We start from the raw sequence: 26,992 nt of genomic DNA, 5'->3' as shown, positions 1-26,992 counted from the left end.
CTTATTTATCCTTTATTATGTCTTCTATTTTTACTTCCAAATCTTCAATTTCATCTACATCTTTTTCAGAATCTTCTTCCAGTTCCTTCATACTTAAACTTATCCTTTCTCCTTCAGGATTTATATCTATAATTTTAACTGTAACTTTTTCACCAATTTCCAGTTTATCCGATGGTTTGTTTACATGCTCTTTAGATATTTCAGAGACATGGACTAATCCATCAACGCCCTCTTCTAATCTCACAAAAGCACCAAAATCTAATATATTTACTACTTTTCCGTCTACTATATCTCCAACTTCCCTGTTTTCAATAAATACATCCCATGGTTGTGGTAATGTTTGTTTTAAACCTAAGGATATTCTATTTCGCTCCTTATCAAAATCAAGTATTTGAACTTGAACTGTTTCTCCTGCGCTAACTACCTCGGAAGGATGATCTATTCTAAACCAAGATAAGTCGGATATATGAATTAATCCATCTAAACCACCTAAGTCAACAAAAGCGCCAAAGTCAGTTAATCTTGCTACTTTTCCCTCTATGACCTTTCCTATTTCAAGGTTGTTCCATAGCTCCTCTCTTTTCTCCTCTAATTCTTTTTCTTCTATTTCCCTGCTTGAAAGAATCACCCTTCTTTTATTCCTGTCAAAATCTATAATCTTTGCATTCAAAGTTTTACCATTATAGGCACTAAGATCATCTACATAGCTCACTGAAATCTGGGAAGCAGGCATAAAAGCTCTGATGCCATTAACTACTACTGATAATCCTCCCTTTACGTCCGTAAGTACTTTACATTCAACTATCTCTTTATTCTCATAGCTGTCCTCTAGCTTGTCCCACCCTTTTATAGTTTCAAGTCTTTTGGTAGAAAGTACAACATTGCCTTCTCCATCATCTAACCTAACTACATATACTTCTACTTCATCTCCTTCTTTGAATAAATCCTTAGGCTTTACATCTGGGTCGTTGGATAGTTCATCCCTTTCAATTATACCATCGGATTTATAGTTTATATTTACCATTACTTCATCATTAGTTACATAAATAACTTTACCTGTAACTACATCCCCCCTATGGATTCGCACAAGGGAACTTTCTATTGCCTCCATTATCTCATTGTTTTCATTATTATTATTCATCGTATTAACAACCTCCTTAATTATCCAATCAGGTGTCGAAGCACCTGCAGTTATTCCTATTGTATTAAATTTAGATAGCTCTTGTAAAGGTAAATCTTCATAAATTTCGATATGATATACATTATTACAATGCTTTTTACTAATTTCCACCAACTTATTAGTATTAGAACTATGGTAACCGCCAATGACTATCATAGCGTCTACTTTTTTTGCTAACTCTTCAGCTGCAGATTGCCTTAAATTTGTTGCATTACAGATAGTATTAAATATTTCTAATTCTTTTCCTTTAACTTGTATTATTTTTGTTATATTGTTAAATTTCTCTAAAGTGTTAGTAGTTTGCGATACTACACATATCTTGTCAAAGCTCGGTAAATTCATTGCTTCATCTTCAGTATTTATTATAATACCATCGTTGTTACACCATCCATTAATACCAATTACTTCAGGATGATTTTTATCGCCAATTATAATTATTTTGTAACCGGCATTATAGAACTTTTCGACTTTTTTGTGAACTGCTTTAACATACGGGCATGTACAATCTATTAGTTCTAAATTTAATTCCTCTATTTCTTTTTCAACACTATAGGGAACTCCATGGGATCTTATTATAACCTTTCCTTTTTGTAAGTCATTGATATTATCTATTACTTGTAAACCTTTTTTACTTAGCCCTTCAACTACCTGTGGATTATGAATTAGTGGACCCAATGAATAAATAGGGAGGTCATCTTTGTTACTGATAATATCCATAGTTGTATCAACTGCACGTTTCACTCCAAAGCAATATCCAGCATGTTCCGCAATATATACCTTCACATTTTTCCCTCCTATGAGTTTTTTAATGAATATATAGATTTCATTATCTCTTTACTGACTTCCCAATAATCTTGAGTTTCAAGTTTTTGACCATGATATTCATCAAACAATATAGGTTCCCCTATATTTACTACTACTTTACTGAATAATTTATAATTGGACTCAATAAATACAGGAATTACCGGAGACTTGTTTTTAATGCTTATTAAACCTATTCCAGGTTTTACATTGTCCAGATCCATTTCATGTACTCTTGTTCCCTCAGGAAATATACCTAGCACCTGTTCGTTCTTTAATACTCTGAAGGAAGTCTTTATTGCAGCAATATCCGAGCCTTTTCTATCAACTGGAAATGCACCTAGACCAGTCATTATCTTTGCAATAAATCTACTATTAAACAATTCTTTTTTTGCCATAAAAATAATTGGTCGATTAAAAGCAATGCCCAATATAATAGGGTCCAAATTACTTATATGATTTGAACAGACTATCAAAGGGCCTTCCATAGGTATGTTTTCTTTACCATTAATTTCTATTCTAAAAATTATCCTAAAAATAATACTAACAATAATCCTAGCAATGCGATAGAAATACAATTGATTACCTCCCTTCGACAATATTTATTATTTCATCAACAACTTGTTGAATAGTCATATTAGTCGTGTCGATTTCATATGCGTCTTCAGCTTTTATAAGGGGGGCAACTTCTCTTGTACTGTCTATTCTATCCCTTCGCTCTATTTCTGAAAAAATTTGTTCGTAGGTAATATTTTTTTCACCCTTTGATAATAATTCCTTATATCTTCTATTTGCTCTTTCCTCTATGGATGCAGTGATAAAAAACTTGAAATCAGCATGGGGTAATACCACCGTCCCAATATCTCTACCATCCATAATTACGCTAGATTTTTTTGATAATTTTTGTTGCATCTTTACCATTTCTCTACGAACTTCTTTAATTTTTGCCACATCTGAAACATATTTATTTATAATATTTTCCCTGATCTTTTCATCAACCCTTGTCCCATCCAGATAAATGTGGTTACCCATAAAATATATTGATGTAGATGCCATAATCCTTAGAATAGAATCTTCATCATTAGTATCAATTCCATTACCAATAACCTTTAAAGTTAAAGCTCTATACATGGCACCAGTATCAATGTACTCTAAATTTAATATATCCGCAACCTTTTTGGATATTGTACTCTTCCCTGATCCTGCAGGACCGTCTACAGCAACAACTAATCTTTTGCGCATCATAAGCCTCCTAATAAAATAATAACCACCCATTGGTGGCATTGTTGTTTTTATTTATTTAAATCAGGTCTTAATGTTCTTGCACCTTCAAGATACACATGCCTAACGTCTTTTTGATCCAAAATAGTTTCATATAATATCATAGCCCTAATACACTTTTCCAAACCGCCTACCACTTCAATTTCGTTGAAACACATTAAACCACATTGAGTATATCCTAACAATCTAGCAGCCTTAGCAGGATATTCAGCGTTTAAATCCTTTGTTGATGAAAAGAGTATGCTAATTACATTGCTTTTTTTTAAATTGTTTTTTTCTTCTATCTCTAACAGTAATTTTTGTGTGGCTTTTAATATTTCTTCTTTGGTATTTTTTTTTACAGTAATAGCCCCTCGGATTGAAACCACGTTCAATTTTATCACTTCCCTTAATAATTATATATTAAAAACAATTATCAAACAAGTTATTTCAACTTAACTTTACTTAAAATTTCTATACTTTGAGAAGTTATGGCAGTTGCGTCCAATTTCGGAGTTTCAACATTGTTACTTATACCAACAACCTTTACTTTTAACCGATTATTGTGTTTTGTTCCATCTATTTCAATTAAATCATTATGATATACGTGAATTTCTAGTTCATCATCTTCACCAAAATATCCAACAGGCTTACCATTTAATAATATTCCTACATTATCATAGCTTGGGGTCATGTTTTTTAGAACAACTATCCCTTTGCTTTTTATTCCATTATTGTTGAAAGGTAATAACTTATTATTGTTTTCGAAATTGTAAGTATGAACGCCATAGTCATTTTTATAATTTATAAACTGACAAACTAATAACAGAATAAAACACGTAAGGAATAAAAATAATATTAACTTTTCCAATTTATTAAATAGTTTTCCCATAAAATCCTCCTAATCATTATTTATAATACTTTATGCTTATTGTTTACAAATAATGAAATTTTTATGAGGTAAATTATTATACATTGGTACCAGCTAAGTATCCTGTTGAATAAGCAATTTGAAGATTATAGCCTCCTGTTAAACCGTCAACATCAATAATCTCCCCAGCAAAATATAAACCTGGGATTATTTTAGACTCCATGGTAGAAGGATCGATTTCTATAGTAGAAACACCACCTGAGGTAACAATAGCTTCTTCAATAGGTCTAAACTTTTTGAAGGTTAAAGGCAAAGCTTTTAATATATTTACTAGTTCTATTCTTTTGGACTTAGTAATCTGGTTAATAGGCGTTTCTTCATCAATAGAAATATTTTTTATTATTATAGGAATAAGTCTTTTTGGTAACAAATCATCTAATCCATTTTTTATCTGTTTATTATTATATATTTGGAAATCCTTTAATATTCTATTATCTAGTTTCTCATAAGATAATGCTGGCTTTAAATCGATAGCAAATTTTATGTTATTGCTCTTGTACTTATTTATCTGATTACTCATCGTCAAAACTATAGGACCAGAAATTCCATAATGGGTAAATATCATTTCACCAAACTTTTCATAAACCCTTTTATTATCAATGAAGGCAGTTAACTTTACATTTTTTAAAGATAAACCCTGTAAATCTTTAACCCAGGCTTCCTCAATTTCCATGGGTATTAAAGATGGTTTTAATGGTACAATGTGATGACCAAATCTTTTAGCAAATTCATAGCCATCTCCAGTGGAACCAGTTAAAGGATAAGATTTTCCTCCTGTAGATAAAATTAACTTATCAAATTTTAGTGTTTCCCCATGTAACAGTTCCACAATAAACTGTTCATCTTCTATATATATATTTTGAACTGATTTATTCAATTGAAGTTTTACGTCATTGGATATCAAAAACTTTTCAAAAGCTTTTATAACATCACTAGACTTATCGGAAGATGGAAAAACTCGATTACCTCTTTCAATTTTAGTTTTTAAACCATAGGCATTTAACAATTTGATTACATCCTCATTGCTAAACGAATAAAACCCACTATATAAAAAATTCCTATTGGTAGTTATGTTTTCAAAAAAATTCTCAATCGGAGAAGCATTGGTAATATTGCATCTTCCCTTTCCTGTTATAAATAACTTTTTACCCAACCGGTTGTTCTTCTCTATTAGAGTAACATCCTTTCCTCTAGAACCAGCAAATCCAGCAGCTATTATCCCAGCTGGACCACCACCAATTACCCCTACCTTTACTGACATTTTATATACTCTCCTTTAGATGGCATGTATCGTTTAATACTTTTAGTACTCGATTATATTCCCTGAATTCAATGACTGTTAACCCAACATTGCTAATAGTTAAGTTTTTAAAATAAGTTAAATCCATATCAAGTAAACCCAAAATAATAGTTTTTATTGTGGCACTATGGGATACTATTATAAAATTGTCATGTTCATCAGAGTCATCGATAATTTTATTAATACCTTTCATAGCCCTTTTTTGTAATTCTTCTATGGATTCTGCACCCTCTATCTTTAGTTTTTCAGGATTACTTCTCCATAGTAGAACATCATCATAAAATTCTTGTAACATTTGATCATTGGACATGCCTTCCCAAATCCCAAAGTTTATCTCTCTAAGCTCCTTCATGGGTGTTACATCTAATCCTATTTTATTACCAATAGTCTCTGCAGTAATATATGCTCTTTTGAGATCACTAGAGTATATCTTATCAATTTTTTCTTTTTTCAACCGATTACCAATTAGCTGAGCTTGTTTTAATCCCCTTGCTGTAAGTGAGATATCCTTTTGTCCTTGTATTTTCTTTAATGTGTTCCATTTTGATTCACCATGTCTTATTAGAATTATTTTTTTCATTTATTTTCTTCCTTTCATATCATTAGTTTGTATAATAATAATTAATATTATAACAGAAAAATGTATATTTTGTTATAATATCAATTATGATAAAGTCAATTATGACTACTTGCCTAAAAAACTAAACCGTCTTGCTAGACAGTTTAGTTTCGGTTTTTATTATTTGTATCATATACACTATGTTTTTTCCAAATCGTTTCTAGATCTTCAAAATAAGTAGTTATTTCTTCCTTCTTTTCCATACCAAGGGCAACAATAAAAGCATTTATTAAACTCATAGGCGCTACTAATGAGTCCACAAAGGATAACATATTACTACTAGAAATTAAAGTTACATCAGCATATTGGGCAGCTGGAGACACTAAGCTATCGGTAATACCAATTATATTACATCCTTTTTCCCTTCCGTAGTCTAATGCTTCTAAAGTTCTCTTTGAATATCGAGGATAACTTATTCCTATGATTACATCTTCCTCTGTTGCTTTTAGTAATTGTTCAAATACATCATTCGGTCCTGATGAAATAATCTTTACATTATCTAGCAAAAAGTTTAAATAAAAACCTAAATATCCGGCTAAGAAAGAGGAGCTCCTAAGTCCTAATATGAATACATTGTCCGCTTCTAAAGTTATTTCTACAGCTTTTTGGAAAGCTTGATAATCTATTTCATTGAGGGTCTTTTCTATATTATCCATATCTTTTTTGACTACTTGTTTTAAAGCATTTTCATAGTCTGAAAAATCTTTGCTTAAGGAAATTCTTTGTACGGTAGTTAGTTTGTTTTTAATTAACTCCTGTAGTTCTTTTTGGAGTTCCCTATAGCCATCATATCCAAGTGTATTAGCGAAACGTACCACAGTAGATTCACTAACACCTACAGTTTCTCCTAGAGTGGCAGCTGTCATAAAAGCAGCTTTATCATAATTATCCATTATATACTCAGCTATTAATTTTTGACCCTTACTAAGAGTATTAAAATTATTTTGTATAACTTTAATTAAATCAACATACTTCTCCATATGAACTTTCCTTATGATTTAATATTAATTTAAAACCTTCTCCTAAGGCCATCTTGTTTAATTCTTCTGTTCCTCGAGGTACCCTATTTAATACAGCTTTTTCTAAAGACTCCCTTTTAACTATTTTTGTCAACTCATATATACTACCAAGAGCGACAATATTTGCTACCATAGGCTTTCCTAGGTCCTTAGAGGCTGTTTCTAATATAGGTATAGAATAAATCTTTATATCATCTCTATCCGGTCTATTTTCAACCGTATCATCTAATATCAATGTGCCACCTGGCTTTAAAGAGTCAATATATTTATCGCAAGCTTTCTGTGTTAAAGATAATAGTATATCACATTTGTCAACCTTTGGATAATTGATAATATCATCACTTATTATAACTTCAGCCTTACTAGCTCCTCCTCTGGCTTCTGGACCATAGGACTGGGATTGAACAACGTTCTTCCCGTCAAGCAAAGCAGCTTCAGCTAAAATAATTCCTGCTAAAATTAATCCTTGCCCTCCTGAACCACTTAGCCTTAATTCTTGACGTTTCATATTTATATCTCTCCTTTAAAATGAATCAATAATCTTATTGTACTCTTCAATATACTCGGGCCTTTGACCTTTGTATAGTTCTCCTACAAGAATTTTATTCCTACGTTTTTCCTCTGGAAGTTTTTCGAAAGCAATTTTACTTACAGAATTTTCTTTTAAATAATTCATCATATCCACGGCATCCCCTTTTTTGTTTTTTCTTCCATAATAGGTAGGACAAGTAGTTATTGTTTCTATAAAAGAAAATCCTTTGTTCTTTATGCCCTCTTCTACTTGCTTTATTATCATGTTAGCACCATATACAGTAGATCTACTTACATAAGTAGCCCCAGCAGCTTTAGCTAATTCACATAGATCAAAGTTTGCATCTATATTGCCATAAGGTGCAGTTGTCCCTTTATCTCCAGTTGGAGTAGTTGGAGAATATTGTCCACCTGTCATGCCATAGATATTGTTATTAAAAACAATGGTTGTAATATCTATATTTCTTCTAGCAGCATGTATTAAGTGATTACCACCAATAGCAGCACAATCTCCATCACCAGTTATCACTATTACGTGAAGATTAGGATTTGCAAATTTAATACCCGTAGCAAATGCTAATGCTCTCCCATGAGTTGTATGTATGGTGTTAAAATCCAAATACCCGGAAGATCTTGATGAACAACCTATACCTGAAACTATACATACATCATCTCGATTCAATTCTAAATTATCTATAGCTTTTACGATAGCCCTTGTAACTATACCATTGCCGCACCCAGGGCACCAAATATGAGGCAAACTTTCGGTTCTAAAATATTTATCTACTAATTGACTTGGCAATTTTAACCCTCCTTAATAAAAGAGATGATTTCTTCTGGGGTAATCAACTCTCCATGTACACGACCATATTTACTTGTATGCGTATATTTACCTGCAATTCTATCTACCTCATTAAAATATTGACCCATATTCATTTCAACCACCGTAATTCTTTTTACACTCTTAGCAATAGCTTCTATTTGTTTTTCTGCCATTGGCCATATAGTAATAGGTCTAAATAAGCCTATTTTAACCCCATCTTTTCTTAATAAATCAATAGCGGTTTTTGCAGATCTTGCTGTCGCACCATAAGCAATGATTACCTCATCTGCATCTTCTAATCTATACTCTTCATATTCAACTATGTCATCTGTATTATCCTCTATTTTGTTAACCAATCTGTTTATCAATTCTTCTGCAATTTTGTGATTATTTGTTGGGAATCCTGTTTCATTATGGATAAGGCCCGTAACATGATATCTATACCCTTCTCCAAAGCTTGCCATTGGTGGTACCAACTCATCTTCATCCACCTTATATGGTAGATATTCAGCAGGTCCTACAGTAGGTTTTTTTCTATTCAAAATTTCTATTTCATCAACATCAGGTATTTCGATTTTTTCTCTCATATGTCCGATGACTTCATCCATCAATAGTATAACCGGAGTCCTATATTTTTCTGCTAAATTAAAGGCCCGTATAGTAGTATCATATATCTCTCTTACCGTTGAAGGATATAGAGCTATAATTGAATGATCACCATGAGTTCCCCATCTAGCTTGCATTATATCTCCCTGAGCTGGAGAAGTAGGTAATCCAGTGCTAGGACCTCCTCTTTGAACGTTGACGATAACACAGGGAACTTCTGATATAACTGCATAACCAATACCTTCTTGTTTTAATGAAAAACCAGGTCCACTAGTAGCTGTCATAGATTTTCTCCCAGCTAAAGAAGCACCAATAATAGCGCTAATACTTGCAATTTCATCTTCCATTTGAATAAATCTACCACCCAATCTAGGTAGCTTCTCCGCTGAAATTTCTGCAATTTCTGTTGAAGGAGTAATAGGATAGCCAGCATAAAACCTCATACCCGCTGCTATAGCACCCTCTACACAAGCTTCGTTTCCTTGCATTAGTTTTACCGTTTTTTCTGCCATTTTATTTACCTCCTAGATAAATAGCATAATCTGGACATCTTAGCTCGCATTGACCACACTGAATACATGCATCTAAATCCTTTATTGTTACTTTGCCCTTTTCTAATGATAAAACATCTTTTGGACAAAAGGCAACGCATATACCGCAACCTTTACATAATTCCTTTTCTACATAAAGCTTTTGCAACATCTTATCTGCCAAAGCTACTTCCCCCTTATTGTGATATTTTCTACTTTTATAATAACAAAGTTATTCCAAATATGCAAGATTTATTTCATTTTTTTTGCAATTTGATTAAATTTGCAAGATTTGTTTCATTAGTTATAAAAAAAACAAGCCCGAAGACTTGTTTTAAATAGGATAAGTTTTAAACTCATCATTCAATAAATTATTATCAATTTTATACTTTTCTGCCTGTCTATACTTGAAAAAGTCAATAGCAACCTGTGGGAATAAAGCATAGCTCAATACATCTTCTTCTTGTTCTATATACTCTTTTATTTCATCTTTTAGCTTATTCAATTCAGGCTCTAATAGATCTGCCGGTCTTCCCGTATATACTTCTTCATTTCCAATTATCTTTTCTTTTATATTCTCTTTTACGGGTACTGTTGGTTTCCCATAAAGACCCTTAACATAGTTCTTAGCTTCTTTTGGAACCATTTTGTATCTTTCACCTAATAATACATTAAATACTGCCGTAGTTCCTACCATCTGACTCATAGGAGTAACAAGAGGTGGATATCCCAAATCCTCCCTAACTTTTGGAACTTCTTCTAATACTTCTTCAAATCTATCCAATGCCCCTTGTGCATTTAGTTGGGAAACTAAATTGGATAACATTCCTCCTGGCACTTGATATTTCAAGGTCCTAGCATCCACATTCAATACCTTAGTATTAAGAAGCCCTTCTTTTAAATATTCATCCCTTAGCTCCTTAAAGTAATCAGTTATTTCAAGTAGTAGATTCATATCTATGTCTGGATAATAGGGAGACCCCTGTAAAGAGGCTACCATGGATTCAGTAGCAGGTTGACTTGTACCCATTCCTAAAGGCGACATTGCCGTGTCTATTATATCGGCGCCAGCTTCTATAGCTTTCATATAGGTTTGATTTGCAATTCCACTAGTAAAATGAGAGTGAATTTGAATTGGCACAGAAATTTTCTCTTTCAAACCTTTAACTAGTTTTTCAGCTTCATAAGGCATTAAAATGCCTGACATATCTTTAATACATATAGAATCGGCTCCCATTTTTTCCATTTCAACAGCCAGATTTATATAATATTCATTGTTATGAACAGGACTAGTTGTATAAGATATAGCAGCTTGAGCATGACCACCATACTTTTTTGTAGATTCTATAGATTTTTTAATATTTCTCGGATCATTTAATGCATCAAATATTCTAATAATATCTATACCATTTTCAATAGATTTTTTTACAAATTCCTCTACAACATCATCAGGATAGTGTTTATACCCTAATAAGTTTTGACCCCTTAACAACATCTGTAATTTTGTGTTTTTAAAAGCCTTCCTTAATGTTCTTAATCTTTCCCAAGGATCTTCGTTCAAAAATCTTAAACAAGAATCAAATGTTGCACCACCCCAAACTTCCAACGAATGAAACCCTACCCTGTCAAGCTTATCTGCAATGGGTAACATATCCTCCGTTTTCATCCTAGTGGCAATTAAAGATTGATGTGCATCTCTTAAAATGGTGTCTGTTATCTTTACACCTGCCATTATTATCCCTCCTGTTATTATAATTTTTCAACGCCATAAAGTATCGGCGGATTGTTTTTTTGATTTATAAAGTTAAATTGTAAAACATTATACTCATTTTGATCTAAGGATTTTAAAAGATTCTCTACCGCATCCTTTTCATCTTTACCACCATCATGTCCAATATAACAGGTAATTAATAATAATCCATTGTTGCTTAGCAATAGTAAAGACTTATTTAAACTTTCTATAGTCGTTGAAGACCTAGTCTTAATGCTCTTGTCCCCTCCAGGTAAGTAACCTAAATTATAGACGATGAAATCCAACTTATCATCGATATACTTGTCAATATGCTCATGTCCATCATTTATAAGTTCAACGTTACCATCAAGATTTAATTGTGTTAACTTTCTCTGAGTATGAATTATAGCCCTTTCTTGAATATCAAAACCATAAACTTTCCCACTTTTCCCAACAAGCTTTGCTAAATCTATGGTATCATTACCGTTTCCAACAGTACAATCTAAAACAATATGCCCTTCCTCAATATAGTAATTCATTATTTTCTTTACGGTTTCTACCGGATTAATAAAATGCTTAAATCTCATTTTCATCGCCACAACAACAGTTATTAAAAAAATTATTAATATTTAAGCTGAGTTCATACGGAATATTAGAAGAATCTTCAGTATAATTAAATCCTTTCTTAATTAAATATTGATGATATTTAGCATAGTATACCTCTTCTATGCCAATTGCCTTAGCCTTAAATAGCACCGCCCTTAAAAGACCATCACCATAATCAAGCCCTCTATTCTCCTTTTTTAAAACTATGTAGTCCAATATACCATATCCATTGTTAATTCTCATCTTACTTATCCCTATAACCTTATCATCCTTTATCAATACATAGACTATTCCTTGGGAGATATCATCTACTATACCTTCCCCTGATAAAATATTGTTTGCTATTTCAAATTCACTTGAATGTATTTCCCTAATTGCTATCATCCTTCAGTTCCCCCTAATTCTAATCCTAAACTAATTATAATGTATAATTAGCCAAAAAGAAAGCCAAAAGAAAAGTATTGTAGCACTATATATCGCTACAATACTAAAGCTCCCTTAAGTATTTAACTTCTTTGGATGTTAAATATCTCCATTTTCCAATCTCTAAATCTCCTAGTACTAGATCCCCAATAGCTATTCTTTTTAATTTTATGACAGGATGTCTAATATATTTACACATCTTTCTTACTTGTCTATTCCTTCCTTCATGTATTGATATCTCCAACACTGAAGAATTTTTGTATTTTTTAGCTATTCTTACATAGGCTTCTGCAGTCATTCTTCCATCAATTTTTAAACCCTTTCTAAATTTTTGAAGCTTTTTATTATTAGGAATACCTTCTACTAAAGCAATATATTTTTTTGGTATCTCATAACTTGGATGGGTTAGTTTGTAAGCTAGATCACCATCATTGGTCATTAGGAGTAAACCGGTAGTATCTGCATCTAATCTACCTACTGGATAAATTCTTTCCTCAATTCCATTAATTAAATCCAATACTATCTTTTCGCTATGTTTATCTTTTACTGTAGTAACATATCCTTCAGGTTTATTCAACATAATATATACATTGTTTTCTTCCAATTCTATTATCTTATCATCTACTCTCACTACATCCTTATCAGGATCCATAATTGTACCTAGTGTTTTAACAACGACACCATTAACTTTCACTCTACCTTTTATTATTAACTCTTCTGATTTTCTTCTTGACGCTACACCGCATTTAGCCATGTATTTTTGTAATCTCATCTAATTCATCCTCTCAATATAAAACTATATATAGTTTAACTTTTTTTATCCCATTTGTAAAATACTATTAAATTCTATCATATATATTTAATAGATTTAAATCTTCAACCCTCCTCTTGATTTGATGAAGATTAGTAGTATACAATCCCTTATCTATCATCCTATTAAAATAGGTACTACCAGCAAAAGTATATCTATCTTTTAACCCCTCTTCTGACTCTAGCCTTTCATTGGCAAAACAAATTAGATCGCCAATAGCCAATTCACTAGGAAGTTCCAATAAACGTCTATTAAACACATATCTAACACTATTATACCCTGCTATAGTTCCTGTTACAATAGCTTCCGTATGTCCTACAAACAACCCAGACTTTTCACCTGCACAAAATAAATTGCTAATTCCTTTTACCTTCATAGTATTTTCCCTTGGTGCGATAGATAGATATCTAATAGAATTTCCAACCCCTCCCGAGTAAGGGTCCTCATAACGAGCATTCTCTAAGCCTTTAACCCTTCTAAGTTTTTCTAAAGGATAAAAAGAAGTCATCATCTTAGCATGACCTGTATCCAGTAATATTATATTTTCTGCATATTCGTCTAATGCATATTGTTGACATACTTTTTTTGAAAGTTTATCTTTTTGAATATCCTCTTTAGGAACAGGCAAAATTACGACACCGTTTTTTTCTAGTTCATATTTGATTTCTGAACTTAAAGAGTCCTTATTTAATTTACAAGAACCACTAAAAGCTCCATAAGAGCCATCTTTTCTCATACCTACTTTATCCATAACACCAGCTCTTTTGCTAATGCTAATCCTAGGTCCGAAGGTAGGACATCTGAGTATGCACATAGCACAACCATTACCATATTTTAAACAATTCCCCATAGGGCCAGTAGATCCCGTGGTTTCTATAAAGGCATCTCCATAAACCCTCTCCCCATCATTTAATACTATTCCTCTTAAAGAATTGCCTTCCGCAATTACATCAACTGCTCTTTTTTGTAATTTTAACTCCACCCCTAATGATAGTATTAAATTTCTAACTGCTGGTTCTATCTTAGTTACATCATATAGATATGCATGCTTATGACCAGGAAAATCTATATTTCTATGCAAGGAAAATTGGTCAGTTATATTAAATAACTCTCCTCTTCCCATGAAAATATTCTCCTCTGCTGCCGTAAAGCGACCATTATTTCTCATTATTCCACCAACATTACCTAAGCCAAGTAACATATCCGTCTTTTCAATAAGAACAACCTCCACCCCTAGTTTTATAGCTGCTATACTAGCCGCACATCCTGCCCAACCTCCGCCTATTACAACTATCCTATTCATAAAATCTACCTCCCTAGTAAATCTTTCTAGGATCAATTACTGTTTTACACAGCTTTACTCTGTCTCCATCCTTTGTTTTTCTTATACAGGAACCACATAATCCTTCACCACAGCATAGTATATTATTATTAGATACAAACCATCTAATAGATTTATCAGTCTGTTCAATCATGGATTTAATCTCCCTATGCACCATATCTGATCCAGCACTAAACACTATATTTATGGGATTATGCTTTATGTAATCCTCTAATTTTTTCCTATCAATAGCATCAAACATATTCATAATTACTATCTTAACGTTCTTATTGTCTACATAATCCAAGCAATATAGTGAGTTTAACTTCCCTTCATCTAAAAATAATACTATCTTGTTTTTTTTATGAATTAATTTTTTCAAAGGTATTAAAATTGACGACTGGCCAATCCCCCGGGCTACAATAACTATTGATTCTTTTTCTATTTTTGATAAATCACCTTCCCCAACTATCCCACTCCAGTAAGGTCCCCTTAAAATCAAGCTATCACCTTTATTAAATCCTTTTGTCTTGGGACCTATTGCTTGATATACTACATATATAAAATCCTCATCTAGATTGAATACAGACATAGGAGTGTTATGATAAGTGTTAACATCAGCTTTTCTAATAAATATATAAGAACCTATAGAATCTAATTCTTTGATAAGCTTATTATCCGTTTTTATTTTTATCAAGAATAAGTTTTCATCTAAGTTTATTTTATCCACTATCTGTGACTCATAATCTAGTCGTTGATCACAAACCATCTGATTTTTCATATAGTATTCATAGAGAATACATACTCCATTCCATTGGCAGTCACAAAATACTTCTCCTCTTAATTGAGAACAAGAAATACAATCCATAGTATCTACTAAATGACACGGACAATACTTACTTCCTGAATCTATGCATTTATATGGTTTTGACATCTATCATCACTCCTTAAAATACTGCTTAATATATAGCATATTTAAATAGAGCCTTATTGGTTACAAATAAAAAAAGCCCAAAGGCTTTATTAAATAAATAATTATATGAAGATTGATTATTATCCCTTTTTATTATCCTTTTTTATTAGTTCCTTTATCAACTTCTGAATAGGTCCTAATTTTGATATATTCTCCTTAGCAATAATACTTTCTTCATGAATCATTATTCCATCTAAATATATCTTTACTTTTCCAATACTGTCACCTTTCCCTATTGGAGCTTTTATTTTATCTGGCAGATCTATATGAATTTTAATATTTTTTAGTTCTTCTTCCTTTAGCGGATAAAAAAACATTTTTTTTGCTACTGCCGCTATATATTCTTTATCCCCATCTATTACGGGAATACTCCTAAAATATTGGCCTTCATCAAATATTACATAGTCTTTAAAGTGTTCAAAACCATAATTAAGTAAACTGTAGCAATCGTTAAACCAATTTCTATCATTTAACACTATAGCAATAAGGGTACGATCATTTCTAGTAGAACTAGATACTAAACACCTACCGGCCCTCATAGTATATCCAGTTTTGACACCATTTCCCCCTTCGTATTCCCATAAGGTACTGTTTTTATTGTAAAATATATTATTTTTTTCTCTATTGGCTTTCCATGACTTTGATCCAACAATCTCTCTAAACTTTTCAAATTTCATAGCTTCTTTAGTAATTAAAGCAAGATCGTAGGCAGTCGTGTAATGATCGTCATGATGAAGTCCGTGAGGGTTCATAAAGTTAGTGTTATTAGCATTAATAGATCGAGCTTTATCGTTCATCATAATAATAAACTGTTCTATATTGCCACCAACATAATCTGCTATAGCTACAGCAGCATCATTTCCTGATCTTAGCATTAAACCATATAGTAGATCTTCTAAACCTATTGATTCACCTTCGTATAGGTATATACTAGAGCCTTCAACACCTACTGATTCCTTCTTTATGGTTATCTTGTCCTCTATACTACAATTTTCTAAAGCAATAAGCCCAGTCATTATCTTAGTAGTACTAGCCATAGGTAATTTAGTATGTGGACTATACTCCAATAAAACCCTTCCAGATTCCAAATCCACTAAAATTGCGCTTTGAGCAGTAATAGTAGGTTTTTGACAATATGAATAACTGCTTATTAATAAAATACCAAAAAATAATAACAATGAAATGCCTTTTTTCAAAAGTATCTCTCCTTTACCTATATTAATGATATAATATTTAATATAAGTTAATATTTATCCTAAATTTAAATGAATAGAAGCAGAATGTTTCTGCTTCTTAACTTATATCTATGGTGTTATCATCATTACTTGTGGTTTTATCTTTAACCATAGAATTTTGGATATTATCGGCTATTTTGCTCATAAAATCAAATAAACTACTTAAAGCGGTATTTCCTTCATCTACAGTTAATAGTTTTATTTGATTGTTGCCTACTACTATAAAACCAACAGGTTGAACTGAAACACCAGCTCCACTGCCTCCCCCAAAAGGAAGTTTTTCTTCAGATAGATTTTGTTCTTTAGTACTTGATATCTTTTTAAACTCTGTTCCTCCTGATGCAAAGCCAAAACATATTTTGGATACAGGGATAATAATCAATCCATCTGGTGATTGGACTGGATCGCCAATAATTGTATTTACATCAACCATTTCCTTTAAACTGTTCATCGTTGTATGCATAAGCCCTTCTATTGGATGTTCTGACACTTTTCCCACCACCTTTAAACATTTTTATAATTCTAATCCATATATTTATAATATAAACCATTCTAATTTTTATTATACAATTAAATAAAATATCCAATAATTCTTCATTAAAATTTACATTAACATCAATATCTACTTCATCTATTTCCTTATTAGCTAAAATAAGACTTATAACAATACTTTTAATACTCCATATACTTCCATAGACAACAGCTGCTAAATAAGCATTTTTAAAACCCATATTGGTTTTCCAAGTCAACTTCTCGAAGCTAATTTTATCCCAAATATAGTCCATCAAGCCTCTAGTATAAACTTCTTTAATGCTATTTTTCCCTCTGGTCTTCTTCTTTTTATCAAAAGGATATATTTCTGGGCTAAAAAGGCCAAATAAATAGGAAATTGAAATATTAAATTCTATAGCATCAACTCTATATAAAAAATAAATATTAAACTGTACAGGCAATAATAACAAAATCATAATAATAATAGGTATTAGCAACCATATATACCTCATATATCCACCCCAAATGTATTATGCAACTTCCTTTATCTATATCTTTCCAAATAAAAAGAGAATAATACCATAAATAAGTACTATTCTCCCTTTTCTATATCCTTTTCATCTATTTTAAAATCTTTAAGTGATGGTAAATCCTCTAAACTTTCCAATCCAAAATACCTTAAAAACTCATTAGTTGTACCATATATAATTGGTCTACCAGTTCTATCTAGTCTACCTTTTTCTTCGATTAAATTTTTCCCTTGCAAAGTATCTAATGCTTTATCACATCTAACCCCTCGAATAACCTCTATCTCATTTTTAGTTATAGGTTGCTTATAAGCTATAATTGATAAAGTCTCCAGGGCTGCTGCTGATAAGCTTTTGGTACTCTTCTCTTGAGTCAATTTATTAATCCATCTATGATGCTCAGGCCTTGTACACAGTTGATAATTATTTTCCATACATATTATTTTTAATCCTCTTCTGTTAAAATTAAATTCATCTATCATATGGTCAAGTATTTCTTTTACTTTACCCTCCTCTACTTCAACTATTTTAGATATATCTTTTATAGATAGAGGGTCTCCCCATATAAACAAAAGGGCTTCAATTATTGCCTTTGTCTCTCTTTCATCCACTGATCAAACACCTCTTTAATTTCTTTTTCTGATTATTATATCGGAAAAACTCTCCTCTTGATATATGGTAATATACTTCATCCTTATCAATTCAAGCACAGATAAAAATGTAACTACAATCAATTGTCTACTAGCTTCTTCGTCAAATAAATGTTGAAAATTTATTGTTTCTTTTTCTTTTAGTTCTTCTTTTATCTTTCCCATACATTCATCTAAAGTATATTCCTCTTTTTGAATTTCATCTATATCAATGGAAAATTGGGTGTCCTTGTTTTTTGCAAGTATATTGTTAAAAGCTTTTACCAATTCTTTTAAATCCATTTGCTCCAATTCTTCTTCTACCCCCACAAAAAAAGATAAGTCTTCCTTTGGTTTATAATATATCTTTTTCTGTATTTCTTCAAAATTACGTAGTTCCTTAGAAGCATGTTTGAACTTTTTATATTCAACCAACCTTTTTACCAATTCTAATCTAGGATCAATTTCCTCTATTTCCAACTGTTCACCCTCAACTTTTTCAACCTGAGGAAGAAGCATCTTAGACTTTATTTCTAATAATGTGGCAGCCATTACTAAAAATTCACTAGTCACTTCTAAGTCTAATTCTTCCATCCTAGTTATATAATCTATATATTGTTCCGTAATCTCATTAATTGGTATATCATAAATATCTATTTGGGCCTTATCTATAAGGTGTAATAATAGATCCATAGGACCTTCAAAAGACTCCAATACAATTTTATATTTCATATATAAAACTCCTATATTAACTGATAATTTTGATTAACAAATTTAAACTAAAATCTATAAATGGACTAAGTATTTTGTCAATAGTGTTTGTAGCTATCAACAGTATTAAAATTAAATATAAGTATCTTTCATATTTATAGAATGCATGTTCGTATTTGCTTGGCAGTAAACTAGCTAGAATTTTTGAACCATCTAGTGGAGGGAAAGGTAGTAGGTTAAATACTCCTAACATAATATTATACCATAACATTATTATCAGTACATTGAATAATATACTATTAGTTATTATTCCTGATGATATCACAAATCCTATAATTATAGCTACTATGAAATTTGAAAAAGGTCCAGCCAAAGATACCAAAATGGTATCCCTCTTTCGTTTTTTAAAATTATAAGGATTAATAGGTACAGGCTTGGCCCATCCAAATCTAAACAACAATAAAAAAACAAATCCAACTATATCCAGATGTTTAAATGGATTGAGGGTTAGTCTTCCAGATTCTTTTGCTGTATTATCTCCCAATAAGTAAGCCATATATCCGTGGGAAAACTCGTGAATTATTATTGCCACTAATAAACCAGGTAGGTTTAATAAATAATTATATTTCATATTCTGCCCTCTTCCTAATTATTAATTAGTATAACCTCGACTTAATAGCCGAGGTTTATTTAATTCTTATTCTATTTTATAATGTTTTGGTTAAAAATACAAACATATATTTTTATTACTTATTTATGAGGAGATTTTTCATGACCCTTTTAAGCATTCCTTTGAAACTTGCCCTGTCTACATTAGATTTTGATACCAGTTTTATTTTATCAACTTCTTTACCATCTAAACTCACTACTAGATAGCCAATTTCTGTTCCCTTATCTATAGGACTTTCTACAAACTCTGGTAGAATTATCTCTTTAGCCATACTACCTCCCTTTCCCTTAGGAGTTAATATATAGCTATCCCTTTCTAAAATAACTTCAATATATTCCTGATCTCCTTTTTGGACTAATACCTTACCCACCACTTCTCCCATTCTACCTATGGGTATAGAATCGTAATTGGCAAAACCATAATCTAACAATCTAATACTTTCTTCAAATCTAATCTTAGAGGTTTCACTTCCCATTACAACAGCTATTAGTTGTAAATTACCACGCTTTGCCGATGCTGATAGACAAAAACCTGCTTCGCTAGTAGAACCTGTTTTAATTCCTGTAGTGCCTTCATAATCCTTTACTAGCCTATTGGTATTGACCAAACTCTGCACTTTATCTTTCTTTTTCCCAACCTTCATTTCATCCATATAAATAGTCAACCAATCATGAATCTTCTTATGTTTTAGAAGCTCTTGGGACATTTTAGCTACATCATATGCAGACACATATTGATCTTCATGAGGTAGGCCACTAGCATTGACGAAATTGCTGTTGTCCATACCTAATTCCTTTGCCCTATCATTCATCATCTTGACAAATGCCATTTCACTGCCCGCTATATGCTCAGCTAAAGCTACCGAAGCATCATTAGCAGATCTTAAGCATATGGCTTTAAATAGATCTTCTACTGATTGAACTTCTCCTTCTTCTAACCACAACTGACTACCTCCCATTCTTGCGGCATGCGCACTTATCCTAACCTGATCAGTTAAGTTAATTTTTCCCATTTCTAATGCTTCCATGCCTAATAAAAGTGTCATAATTTTACTAATGCTTGCAGGAGGTAATCTATCATAGGAATTTTTTTCGTAAATCACCTCACCGGTATGGTAATCCATAAGTATAGCTGATTTTGCCTTTATGTCCAAGTCCCCTTCAGCACAAGTATAAGTAGTCATTGTAAATAATATTATAATTATACAGAGAATAGTCGAAGTAAATCTTTTATTCACATAAATACCTCCTATCGATTTATTTACTTTTATATTCTCCATTTCTCTACTACTTATACAATCTAACAATCATATGGTGTAATATACCACAAAAAATAACTGTCTCTTAATTAAGAGACAGTTATTTTTTAATAGATTTCTACTCCATTTTTAGTTACCAAACCATAAACTAGTTTTTTATTCTTTTTGTTTTTATCACCGATGATATATAGTTCCTTTAATCTTGTTTCTACTTCCTTTGCCTTATCAATATCATTAGCATGTATATAGGCTAATACATCCCCTTTGTCAACTTTATCATCAACTTTTTTATTTAAAACGATCCCTGCTGACAGATCGATAATGGAGTCCATAGTTTCCCTACCAGCTCCTAATGCTAATGCACATTTTCCTACTTCTTCAGCATTTAAAGCCTTTACATAACCTACCTGCTGACTTTTAACTTCAACGATATGCTTTGCTTTTGGTAAAAGTTCTGGATTTTTTATATAATCAATATCCCCATCTTGATACTGGACTAATTCTATAAGTTTTTTATAGGCAGACTTAGAATCTATGGTTTTTTTAAGCATATATCTAGCTTCATCCCGTGTTTTTGCCTTGTTGGCTAATAGTAACAATCTTGATCCTAGTTCAAGACAAAGCTCATATAAATCCTCAGGACCATTTCCTTTTAATACCTCAATAGCTTCCTTAACTTCTAAAGCATTACCAATTGCATTACCTAAAGGTTCATCCATATTGGTAACTAAGGCAATTGTTTCTCTTCCGTATCCTGTCCCAATTTCTACCATCTCTTCTGCTAAGCTTATAGCATCCTTTAAATTTTTCATGAATGCTCCACTACCTACCTTTACATCTAATATAATGGAGTCAGAACCAATAGCAAGCTTTTTGCTCATTATACTGCTCGCAATCAATGACAAATTTTCCACAGTAGCAGTAACATCCCTTAATGCGTAAAATTTTTTGTCTGCTGGAGTTATATTGGCCGTTTGGCTACATATGGATATATTTATATCGTTGGAATTGTTGATAAATTCTTCAGTGCTCAGTTCCACCCTAAAATCTTTTATGGATTCTAACTTATCTAATGTTCCACCTGTATGGCCTAAGCCTCTTCCTGACATTTTTACAAAGGGTACTCCACAGGTAGCTACCATAGGCCCTAATACCAGAGTTGTAGTATCCCCAACACCTCCAGTTGAATGCTTGTCTACCTTTATTCCATTTATTTTAGAAAGGTCTACCTTGTCTCCAGAATTGACCATCGCCCTTGTTAAATCTAATGTCTCCCTTTTGTTCATCTTATTTAAGTATATAGCCATAAATAGTGCTGAAATCTGATAATCTGGTATATTTCCATTAGTATAATTTTCAACAAAATAGTTTATTTCATCCGTTGATAATTCGCTACCATCCCTTTTTTTCTTGATTATATCATATATTCTCACATCATCCACCCCAATTACATATTAACCAATATTTCTATCACTAATCGTTCAAACTTATCTTTAACCATCATAGATGTTTCAATAACTTCTTCATGATTTAATGGTTTATCCAATATTCCAGCAGCCATATTGGTTATACATGATATACCTAAAACCCTAATGCTTTGATGGGAAGCTACTATTACCTCTGGCACTGTAGACATACCAACTGCAGATGCTCCTAATATCCTTGCCAATTTTACCTCTGCAGGCGTTTCATAAGTAGGACCGGTAAACCACATATATACGCCTTCTTGCAATGAAATATTCAATTTATCTCCCACTTTTTTAGCTAGGTCTATCAATTCTTTGTCATAAGCTCTAGTCATATCTACAAATCTCGGTCCTAGATCATCCAAATTTTTCCCTATCAATGGATTCTGTCCTGCAAAGTTGATGTGATCTTTTATTATCATTAGATCTCCAGGTGAAAAGTTTTCATCAACACCCCCGGCTGCATTAGTTACTATCAGATTTTTAATTCCCAAACCTATCATAACCCTTACGGGGAAAACAACATCCATTAATGGATAACCTTCATAGTAATGAAATCTACCTTGCATAGCTACTACTACTTTTCCACCTAATTCTCCAATTACTAACTGTCCCTTATGACCTTCTACTGTAGAAACGGGGAAATTAGGTATCTCATTGTAATGAATCACTGTTGGATTATCTATTTTCTCCCCTAAATCTCCCAGTCCTGAACCTAATATCAATCCAATCTTAGGTTCTTTATTACATCTTTCCTCAATATAGTTTACACTCTCCTGAATTTTCTCCATATACCTCATCTTTTTACCTCCTATGCTCTAGGATGTGATTTTTCATAAACATCCCTTAATTCCTTATTATCAGTTGCAAATAAATACATTTGAGTGGTTGAAATATCAGAATGACCGAGCATCTCCTGTACCATCTTGATATCAGCTCCATTTTGCAATAAATGTACCGCAAAAGAATGTCGTAGTGTATGTGGCGTAATCTTTTTATCTATATTCGACTTTTTTGTATAACCTTTGACGATTTTCCAAAACCCTTGTCTAGTCAATCTGTTACCATTATAATTTAAAAATAACGCTATTTCATCATCATCCTTTAAAACATTTTCTCTATAATCCTCTATGTAGATAATAATATACTCTAAAGCAACTCTCCCAATGGGAACAATTCTTTCATTAGAACTATAGCTCCCTAAATGTAAATAACCCAATTGTAGATCAAGGTTGTCCACATTAAGAGCAACCATTTCTGATACCCTTATACCTGTTGCATATAGCAATTCTAACATAGCTTTATCCCTAATACCTTTAAAAGTATCATTATCTGGTTGGGATAACAATATGTCCACTTCTTTTTTAGATAATATACAAGGCAACTTCTTTTCACTTCTAGGAGATTGAAGATTAAGAGTAGGATCCTCCTTTACCAAATTCTCATTTAACAGATATTGATAATAACATCTAATAGATGCAAGGTTTCTAGAAATAGTAGAAGCTGCTCTCCCACATTTCTGCAAATACATCAAATATGTGATGACTATAGTTTTGTTTACGTCGGTAGTGCTATCTATATTATTGGATTCAAGATATTCCATAAACTGTTCCATATCTCTAATGTAAGCCTCTAAAGTATTGGGACTTAATCCCTTTTCATTCTTAATATAATCTATGTAATCCTTCATAATGACATTAAACATAATGTTTCTCCTTTGCAATAAGACCTTATAATGTAGTTTAATCTTCTCAATAAAACATGTTATAACTCATAGCTTTCACTAATTAAAATAATCCGATATAAGTCGTAAAAAGATTGGTGAAATATATGCCTCTATCAAACATCCTATGATTACTATAATGGAAAAAAACAATATTAGGATCGAATAATTTACAATATTCCAGTGCATATTGTTATTGATAGATTTAAATTTTCTGTTTTTAATGCTTTTCATTGAAAAAGCCATACCTATAGATGAAATAGATAATATAGCTGGAATTATAATTAAATTTTGGGGTAATATCCCCAATATAGAAAAAAGAAATCCTTGTAAGCCATATTCATTCACTAAAAATCCCACTGTAAAACCTAAAGCAAAACCTCTAAACATCACAGTTACTGGTATAATAGGTATTCCTATAATGACTAGCCCGGTTATATAAATTAATCCTATAGTCTTAAAATTATCTATTAAAGATTGTTTAAATATAGATAGATTTTCAAAGCTATTATTACCCATAGCCCTAAAAAATGTATTAATGAATATCATTATACCATTTTTTTGCTCCGAGTTTAACACTTTTATGGTTACTGCTCCAGTTATTATCCCAATAGCGAATACAATTGCAACAATAAAGTAGATAGCAAAATTCTCTTGAAACTGTTTAAATAGCCATCTTTTGATCTTATAGGGCAACGATAAATCCTCCCTTCAATTGATACAAGCCTATATAAAATAATATGCTTTAAAAGGAGATATTATCACTACCATTTATTTTAAGTTTAGATACTTTTGCCCATACAATATGCCTATAATAGTCTTGCTATCGACTATCTCTCCTCTGACTACCATGTTCATCAAATCTTCAATTTTTATCTTTTTTACTTCTATATACTCATCATTACCTGGTTCTGCCTCACCTTCTACTAGACCCATGGCTACGAACAAATACATCTTTTCGTTAGAAAAACCAGGTGATGTATAGAATTCAAACAGGTACTCTAGTTTACTTGCAGTAAACCCCGTTTCTTCACACAATTCCCTTAAGGCAGTTTCTCTTGGTTCTTCATTGATTTCTATTTTTCCTGCAGGTATTTCTAATAAACTTTTTTCTACGGGCTTCCTAAATTGTTCTACTAATATTATGCATCCATCATTAGTTATGGGAATTATGCCCACAGAGCCTGGATGTTCTACAATTTCCCGTTTTGAATACTTTTTATCTGGTAATTCTACAGTGTCTATTCTCAAATTGACCACTTTACCTTCATATATCTTCTCGGTTTTCATGGTCTTCTCTTCATAATTCATAAAGCGTTCCTCCCCTATTTAAGCATTCCTATAACAAAAGCCCCCACTGCCCCTAATGTCCAAAAATACTCCTTATCTTCCTCATATCCTCGTCCCATAGTTGTAATATATAATCCATATTTATCCATAGCATTAGTAATCTTATATCCTTCTTCATAAAAAATCTCATGTTTTTTATGAATGTTCAAACTAGTAATTTGATCTTTTATTATTTTTAGTTTGTATTCATCTAGTTTTGGTAAAACCACCTTTCCTGGTGTTTTTACAATTTCCGATAAAACAGTTCTAGTATGATGAGATATACCCATATGTCTAGGTCTACTATCCTTAAAGCTTATCCGAGGCACAATAATCGGCTCTCCTCCTAAAGTATTAATAGCATCCACTATTTGCCCTTGTTCAATTCCGCTAAATCCATACTTGGTTCCTGTACCTACAATCCCTGGCCCCATGGTTATAATAGTTATATCCCCATCTAATATTTCTTTTGCCGCAATTAAACCGGTATAAATATTAGTACATTCTAAATCCCCACCAAAGGCATGCCCTATAGTGATGGTATTGTTAATTAATCCATTTTCTTTTAAGGTTCTAACGGTATTACTAAAATAAATAGGTAGTGAACCACCATCAGTCATTATATAATTGATCTTTATGTCATTCTTGAGATATTTAAGCATAGCTGCTATTGGTGCTAACATACTATGCAAAGAACCTACAATATAAACATGCTCATCCAAAGATTTAAATTCCTCGAAAATATGATGATAAGGACTACTCTCCTCTTCGACAGCCAAACATTTTAATTGTAATGGAGTATAGCGTAGTTTCATTATATGGCCATTACCATGGAGCTTTTTACTTTCATTGCTATAATTAAATATTACAAAGTGTGTGCCGCCAGTTCCTAAAGATAATTCCACAGCAGTCGTATTTACAATAACCATATCCCCTATTTTAACTTCTCCAGTTAAATCATTATAATTGATAGCTTTATGGGTTTTTCCATCTAGTTCAACTAATAACCAAGAAACCTGTTGATACTCTTCCTCTATTCCTACTACCTTTCCCTTTTTGTAACTTAACAGAACAATCCCTCCTATCTGCCCAGATTATCTATATAGTTTAATATTTTATTGTTCTCTATAACCTTAGTAATGGATACTTTTTCTGCTAATATATGAATCAATATTAACATTAATAGATATATAGATTTTGCTAATAATGTCTGTGTCAGAGCACAGTATATTCCTAATGTTATACCAATGACATTAGACCCTACATCTCCCATCATAGCCCTTGCTTTTAAATCAATTGGAAAATATATTATCAATATACCATAGATTGAATACAAAATAAAATTGTACTCTCTTGTATTAGCTGAAAACAACATAATTAAAGATATTAATAAGAATACTTTAATAGATCTACCTGGCCTTAAATCAAATATATTCATAAGATTAGTAAACAAAGCTATAACTAAAGTATTTATAATTATATTAAT

Annotated in this window: 31 protein-coding genes and 1 pseudogene; all 32 read right to left on the bottom strand. The window is 31.9% G+C overall.

Annotated features, from left to right (window positions below; genetic code table 11):
- Position 1 precedes the first annotated feature (1 nt).
- The gene (locus tag C3E88_RS01610; RefSeq protein ID WP_236908295.1) at positions 2 to 1,963 is read right to left on the bottom strand and encodes a bifunctional 4-hydroxy-3-methylbut-2-enyl diphosphate reductase/30S ribosomal protein S1; all 1,962 of its coding nucleotides are present in this window, start codon (positions 1,961 to 1,963) and stop codon (positions 2 to 4) included.
- 11 nt (positions 1,964 to 1,974) lie between these two features.
- The gene (locus tag C3E88_RS01605) at positions 1,975 to 2,559 is read right to left on the bottom strand and encodes a lysophospholipid acyltransferase family protein (RefSeq protein ID WP_272878359.1); all 585 of its coding nucleotides are present in this window, start codon (positions 2,557 to 2,559) and stop codon (positions 1,975 to 1,977) included.
- Between the two features lie 4 nt (positions 2,560 to 2,563).
- Positions 2,564 to 3,223: a (d)CMP kinase gene (gene cmk / locus C3E88_RS01600; RefSeq protein ID WP_236908294.1), complete on the bottom strand. Its 660-nt coding sequence runs from the start codon at positions 3,221 to 3,223 to the stop codon at positions 2,564 to 2,566.
- Positions 3,224 to 3,273: 50 nt separating this feature from the next.
- A complete protein-coding gene (gene aroH, locus C3E88_RS01595; RefSeq protein WP_442870625.1) occupies positions 3,274 to 3,630 on the bottom strand; it encodes a chorismate mutase in 357 nt (118 codons plus the stop codon).
- A 56-nt stretch (positions 3,631 to 3,686) separates the two neighbouring features.
- Complete coding sequence (locus C3E88_RS01590; protein ID WP_236908292.1) at positions 3,687 to 4,133, bottom strand: hypothetical protein; 447 nt, start codon at positions 4,131 to 4,133, stop codon at positions 3,687 to 3,689.
- 76 nt (positions 4,134 to 4,209) lie between these two features.
- The gene (locus tag C3E88_RS01585; protein WP_236908291.1) at positions 4,210 to 5,433 is read right to left on the bottom strand and encodes an NAD(P)/FAD-dependent oxidoreductase; all 1,224 of its coding nucleotides are present in this window, start codon (positions 5,431 to 5,433) and stop codon (positions 4,210 to 4,212) included.
- Between the two features lies 1 nt (position 5,434).
- Entirely contained in the window at positions 5,435 to 6,052 is a 618-nt protein-coding gene (locus C3E88_RS01580; protein ID WP_236908290.1) for a histidine phosphatase family protein, read from the bottom strand.
- 143 nt (positions 6,053 to 6,195) lie between these two features.
- The gene (locus tag C3E88_RS01575) at positions 6,196 to 7,071 is read right to left on the bottom strand and encodes a MurR/RpiR family transcriptional regulator (RefSeq protein WP_236908289.1); all 876 of its coding nucleotides are present in this window, start codon (positions 7,069 to 7,071) and stop codon (positions 6,196 to 6,198) included.
- A complete protein-coding gene (locus C3E88_RS01570; protein ID WP_236908288.1) occupies positions 7,055 to 7,618 on the bottom strand; it encodes a 2-oxoacid:acceptor oxidoreductase family protein in 564 nt (187 codons plus the stop codon). The genes C3E88_RS01575 and C3E88_RS01570 overlap by 17 nt, the downstream gene beginning before the upstream one ends.
- A 15-nt stretch (positions 7,619 to 7,633) precedes the next feature.
- A complete protein-coding gene (locus tag C3E88_RS01565; protein WP_236908287.1) occupies positions 7,634 to 8,443 on the bottom strand; it encodes a 2-oxoacid:ferredoxin oxidoreductase subunit beta in 810 nt (269 codons plus the stop codon).
- A 2-nt stretch (positions 8,444 to 8,445) separates the two neighbouring features.
- On the bottom strand, positions 8,446 to 9,582 hold the full coding sequence (locus C3E88_RS01560; RefSeq protein WP_236908286.1) for a 2-oxoacid:acceptor oxidoreductase subunit alpha: 1,137 nt from the start codon (positions 9,580 to 9,582) through the stop codon (positions 8,446 to 8,448).
- A 1-nt stretch (position 9,583) separates the two neighbouring features.
- A complete protein-coding gene (locus C3E88_RS01555) occupies positions 9,584 to 9,784 on the bottom strand; it encodes a 4Fe-4S dicluster domain-containing protein (protein WP_336513049.1) in 201 nt (66 codons plus the stop codon).
- A 150-nt stretch (positions 9,785 to 9,934) separates the two neighbouring features.
- Positions 9,935 to 11,332 (bottom strand): oxaloacetate decarboxylase subunit alpha, encoded by a 1,398-nt coding sequence (locus C3E88_RS01550; protein ID WP_236908285.1) that lies wholly within the window; start codon positions 11,330 to 11,332, stop codon positions 9,935 to 9,937.
- Between the two features lie 17 nt (positions 11,333 to 11,349).
- A complete protein-coding gene (locus C3E88_RS01545) occupies positions 11,350 to 11,919 on the bottom strand; it encodes a tRNA (mnm(5)s(2)U34)-methyltransferase (RefSeq protein WP_236908284.1) in 570 nt (189 codons plus the stop codon).
- Positions 11,909 to 12,322 (bottom strand): GNAT family N-acetyltransferase, encoded by a 414-nt coding sequence (locus C3E88_RS01540; protein WP_236908283.1) that lies wholly within the window; start codon positions 12,320 to 12,322, stop codon positions 11,909 to 11,911. Before C3E88_RS01540 ends, C3E88_RS01545 begins: the two co-directional genes overlap by 11 nt.
- 103 nt (positions 12,323 to 12,425) lie before the next feature.
- Positions 12,426 to 13,133 carry a pseudouridine synthase gene (locus C3E88_RS01535; RefSeq protein ID WP_236908282.1) on the bottom strand — a complete coding sequence of 236 codons (708 nt, stop codon included), beginning with the start codon at positions 13,131 to 13,133 and terminating at the stop codon, positions 12,426 to 12,428.
- Between the two features lie 67 nt (positions 13,134 to 13,200).
- A complete protein-coding gene (locus C3E88_RS01530; RefSeq protein ID WP_236908281.1) occupies positions 13,201 to 14,475 on the bottom strand; it encodes an FAD-dependent oxidoreductase in 1,275 nt (424 codons plus the stop codon).
- A gap of 13 nt (positions 14,476 to 14,488) precedes the next feature.
- Positions 14,489 to 15,427, bottom strand: a complete 939-nt coding sequence (locus C3E88_RS01525; RefSeq protein ID WP_236908280.1) for a hypothetical protein — start codon at positions 15,425 to 15,427, stop codon at positions 14,489 to 14,491.
- A gap of 119 nt (positions 15,428 to 15,546) precedes the next feature.
- A complete protein-coding gene (locus tag C3E88_RS01520) occupies positions 15,547 to 16,662 on the bottom strand; it encodes a D-alanyl-D-alanine carboxypeptidase family protein (RefSeq protein ID WP_236908279.1) in 1,116 nt (371 codons plus the stop codon).
- Between the two features lie 97 nt (positions 16,663 to 16,759).
- A complete protein-coding gene (ytfJ, locus tag C3E88_RS01515) occupies positions 16,760 to 17,191 on the bottom strand; it encodes a GerW family sporulation protein (protein ID WP_236908278.1) in 432 nt (143 codons plus the stop codon).
- The gene (locus C3E88_RS01510; RefSeq protein ID WP_236908277.1) at positions 17,127 to 17,669 is read right to left on the bottom strand and encodes a DUF2953 domain-containing protein; all 543 of its coding nucleotides are present in this window, start codon (positions 17,667 to 17,669) and stop codon (positions 17,127 to 17,129) included. The genes ytfJ and C3E88_RS01510 overlap by 65 nt, the downstream gene beginning before the upstream one ends.
- Before the next feature lie 116 nt (positions 17,670 to 17,785).
- A complete protein-coding gene (gene scpB / locus C3E88_RS01505) occupies positions 17,786 to 18,331 on the bottom strand; it encodes an SMC-Scp complex subunit ScpB (RefSeq protein ID WP_236908276.1) in 546 nt (181 codons plus the stop codon).
- Between the two features lie 15 nt (positions 18,332 to 18,346).
- Positions 18,347 to 19,081 carry a segregation and condensation protein A gene (locus C3E88_RS01500; RefSeq protein ID WP_236908275.1) on the bottom strand — a complete coding sequence of 245 codons (735 nt, stop codon included), beginning with the start codon at positions 19,079 to 19,081 and terminating at the stop codon, positions 18,347 to 18,349.
- A gap of 16 nt (positions 19,082 to 19,097) precedes the next feature.
- Positions 19,098 to 19,691: a site-2 protease family protein gene (locus C3E88_RS01495; protein ID WP_236908274.1), complete on the bottom strand. Its 594-nt coding sequence runs from the start codon at positions 19,689 to 19,691 to the stop codon at positions 19,098 to 19,100.
- A gap of 115 nt (positions 19,692 to 19,806) precedes the next feature.
- Entirely contained in the window at positions 19,807 to 20,967 is a 1,161-nt protein-coding gene (locus C3E88_RS01490) for a D-alanyl-D-alanine carboxypeptidase family protein (protein WP_236908273.1), read from the bottom strand.
- Between the two features lie 128 nt (positions 20,968 to 21,095).
- Positions 21,096 to 22,421 carry a pyrimidine-nucleoside phosphorylase gene (locus tag C3E88_RS01485; protein WP_236908272.1) on the bottom strand — a complete coding sequence of 442 codons (1,326 nt, stop codon included), beginning with the start codon at positions 22,419 to 22,421 and terminating at the stop codon, positions 21,096 to 21,098.
- A 14-nt stretch (positions 22,422 to 22,435) separates the two neighbouring features.
- Entirely contained in the window at positions 22,436 to 23,254 is an 819-nt protein-coding gene (locus C3E88_RS01480) for a purine-nucleoside phosphorylase (RefSeq protein WP_236908271.1), read from the bottom strand.
- Between the two features lie 11 nt (positions 23,255 to 23,265).
- Positions 23,266 to 24,159, bottom strand: coding sequence for a site-specific tyrosine recombinase XerD (gene xerD / locus C3E88_RS01475; protein ID WP_236908270.1), 894 nt, complete (start codon positions 24,157 to 24,159; stop codon positions 23,266 to 23,268).
- Positions 24,160 to 24,237: 78 nt separating this feature from the next.
- Positions 24,238 to 24,873, bottom strand: a complete 636-nt coding sequence (gene spoIIM, locus C3E88_RS01470; RefSeq protein WP_236908269.1) for a stage II sporulation protein M — start codon at positions 24,871 to 24,873, stop codon at positions 24,238 to 24,240.
- 75 nt (positions 24,874 to 24,948) lie between these two features.
- Entirely contained in the window at positions 24,949 to 25,488 is a 540-nt protein-coding gene (locus C3E88_RS01465; RefSeq protein ID WP_236908268.1) for an NUDIX hydrolase, read from the bottom strand.
- A gap of 14 nt (positions 25,489 to 25,502) precedes the next feature.
- Positions 25,503 to 26,543, bottom strand: a complete 1,041-nt coding sequence (locus C3E88_RS01460) for a DUF3866 family protein (protein WP_336513050.1) — start codon at positions 26,541 to 26,543, stop codon at positions 25,503 to 25,505.
- A 44-nt stretch (positions 26,544 to 26,587) separates the two neighbouring features.
- Positions 26,588 to 26,992: pseudogene (locus C3E88_RS01455) on the bottom strand (hypothetical protein); the annotation flags it as partial.

It is taken from the genome of Clostridium sp. Cult3 (assembly GCF_021655115.1).
GTDB lineage: Bacteria > Bacillota > Clostridia > Tissierellales > Tepidimicrobiaceae > PPXY01.
Note: the sequence above shows the minus strand (reverse complement) of the source record. Positions and strands in the feature narration are given on the sequence as shown.

What these genes read in the sequence shown, in the direction of transcription:
- cmk (WP_236908294.1), bottom strand. Translation starts at nt 3,223, where the DNA reads ATGCGCAAAAGATTAGTTGTTGCTGTAGACGGTCCTGCAGGATCAGGG.
- C3E88_RS01590 (WP_236908292.1), bottom strand. Translation starts at nt 4,133, where the DNA reads ATGGGAAAACTATTTAATAAATTGGAAAAGTTAATATTATTTTTATTC.
- C3E88_RS01585 (WP_236908291.1), bottom strand. Translation starts at nt 5,433, where the DNA reads ATGTCAGTAAAGGTAGGGGTAATTGGTGGTGGTCCAGCTGGGATAATA.
- C3E88_RS01580 (WP_236908290.1), bottom strand. Translation starts at nt 6,052, where the DNA reads ATGAAAAAAATAATTCTAATAAGACATGGTGAATCAAAATGGAACACA.
- C3E88_RS01575 (WP_236908289.1), bottom strand. Translation starts at nt 7,071, where the DNA reads ATGGAGAAGTATGTTGATTTAATTAAAGTTATACAAAATAATTTTAAT.
- C3E88_RS01570 (WP_236908288.1), bottom strand. Translation starts at nt 7,618, where the DNA reads ATGAAACGTCAAGAATTAAGGCTAAGTGGTTCAGGAGGGCAAGGATTA.
- C3E88_RS01560 (WP_236908286.1), bottom strand. Translation starts at nt 9,582, where the DNA reads ATGGCAGAAAAAACGGTAAAACTAATGCAAGGAAACGAAGCTTGTGTA.
- C3E88_RS01550 (WP_236908285.1), bottom strand. Translation starts at nt 11,332, where the DNA reads ATGGCAGGTGTAAAGATAACAGACACCATTTTAAGAGATGCACATCAA.
- C3E88_RS01545 (WP_236908284.1), bottom strand. Translation starts at nt 11,919, where the DNA reads ATGAGATTTAAGCATTTTATTAATCCGGTAGAAACCGTAAAGAAAATA.
- C3E88_RS01540 (WP_236908283.1), bottom strand. Translation starts at nt 12,322, where the DNA reads ATGATAGCAATTAGGGAAATACATTCAAGTGAATTTGAAATAGCAAAC.
- C3E88_RS01535 (WP_236908282.1), bottom strand. Translation starts at nt 13,133, where the DNA reads ATGAGATTACAAAAATACATGGCTAAATGCGGTGTAGCGTCAAGAAGA.
- C3E88_RS01530 (WP_236908281.1), bottom strand. Translation starts at nt 14,475, where the DNA reads ATGAATAGGATAGTTGTAATAGGCGGAGGTTGGGCAGGATGTGCGGCT.
- C3E88_RS01525 (WP_236908280.1), bottom strand. Translation starts at nt 15,427, where the DNA reads ATGTCAAAACCATATAAATGCATAGATTCAGGAAGTAAGTATTGTCCG.
- C3E88_RS01510 (WP_236908277.1), bottom strand. Translation starts at nt 17,669, where the DNA reads ATGATTTTGTTATTATTGCCTGTACAGTTTAATATTTATTTTTTATAT.
- C3E88_RS01500 (WP_236908275.1), bottom strand. Translation starts at nt 19,081, where the DNA reads ATGAAATATAAAATTGTATTGGAGTCTTTTGAAGGTCCTATGGATCTA.
- C3E88_RS01495 (WP_236908274.1), bottom strand. Translation starts at nt 19,691, where the DNA reads ATGAAATATAATTATTTATTAAACCTACCTGGTTTATTAGTGGCAATA.
- C3E88_RS01480 (WP_236908271.1), bottom strand. Translation starts at nt 23,254, where the DNA reads ATGAGGTATATGGAGAAAATTCAGGAGAGTGTAAACTATATTGAGGAA.
- xerD (WP_236908270.1), bottom strand. Translation starts at nt 24,159, where the DNA reads ATGTTTAATGTCATTATGAAGGATTACATAGATTATATTAAGAATGAA.
- C3E88_RS01465 (WP_236908268.1), bottom strand. Translation starts at nt 25,488, where the DNA reads ATGAATTATGAAGAGAAGACCATGAAAACCGAGAAGATATATGAAGGT.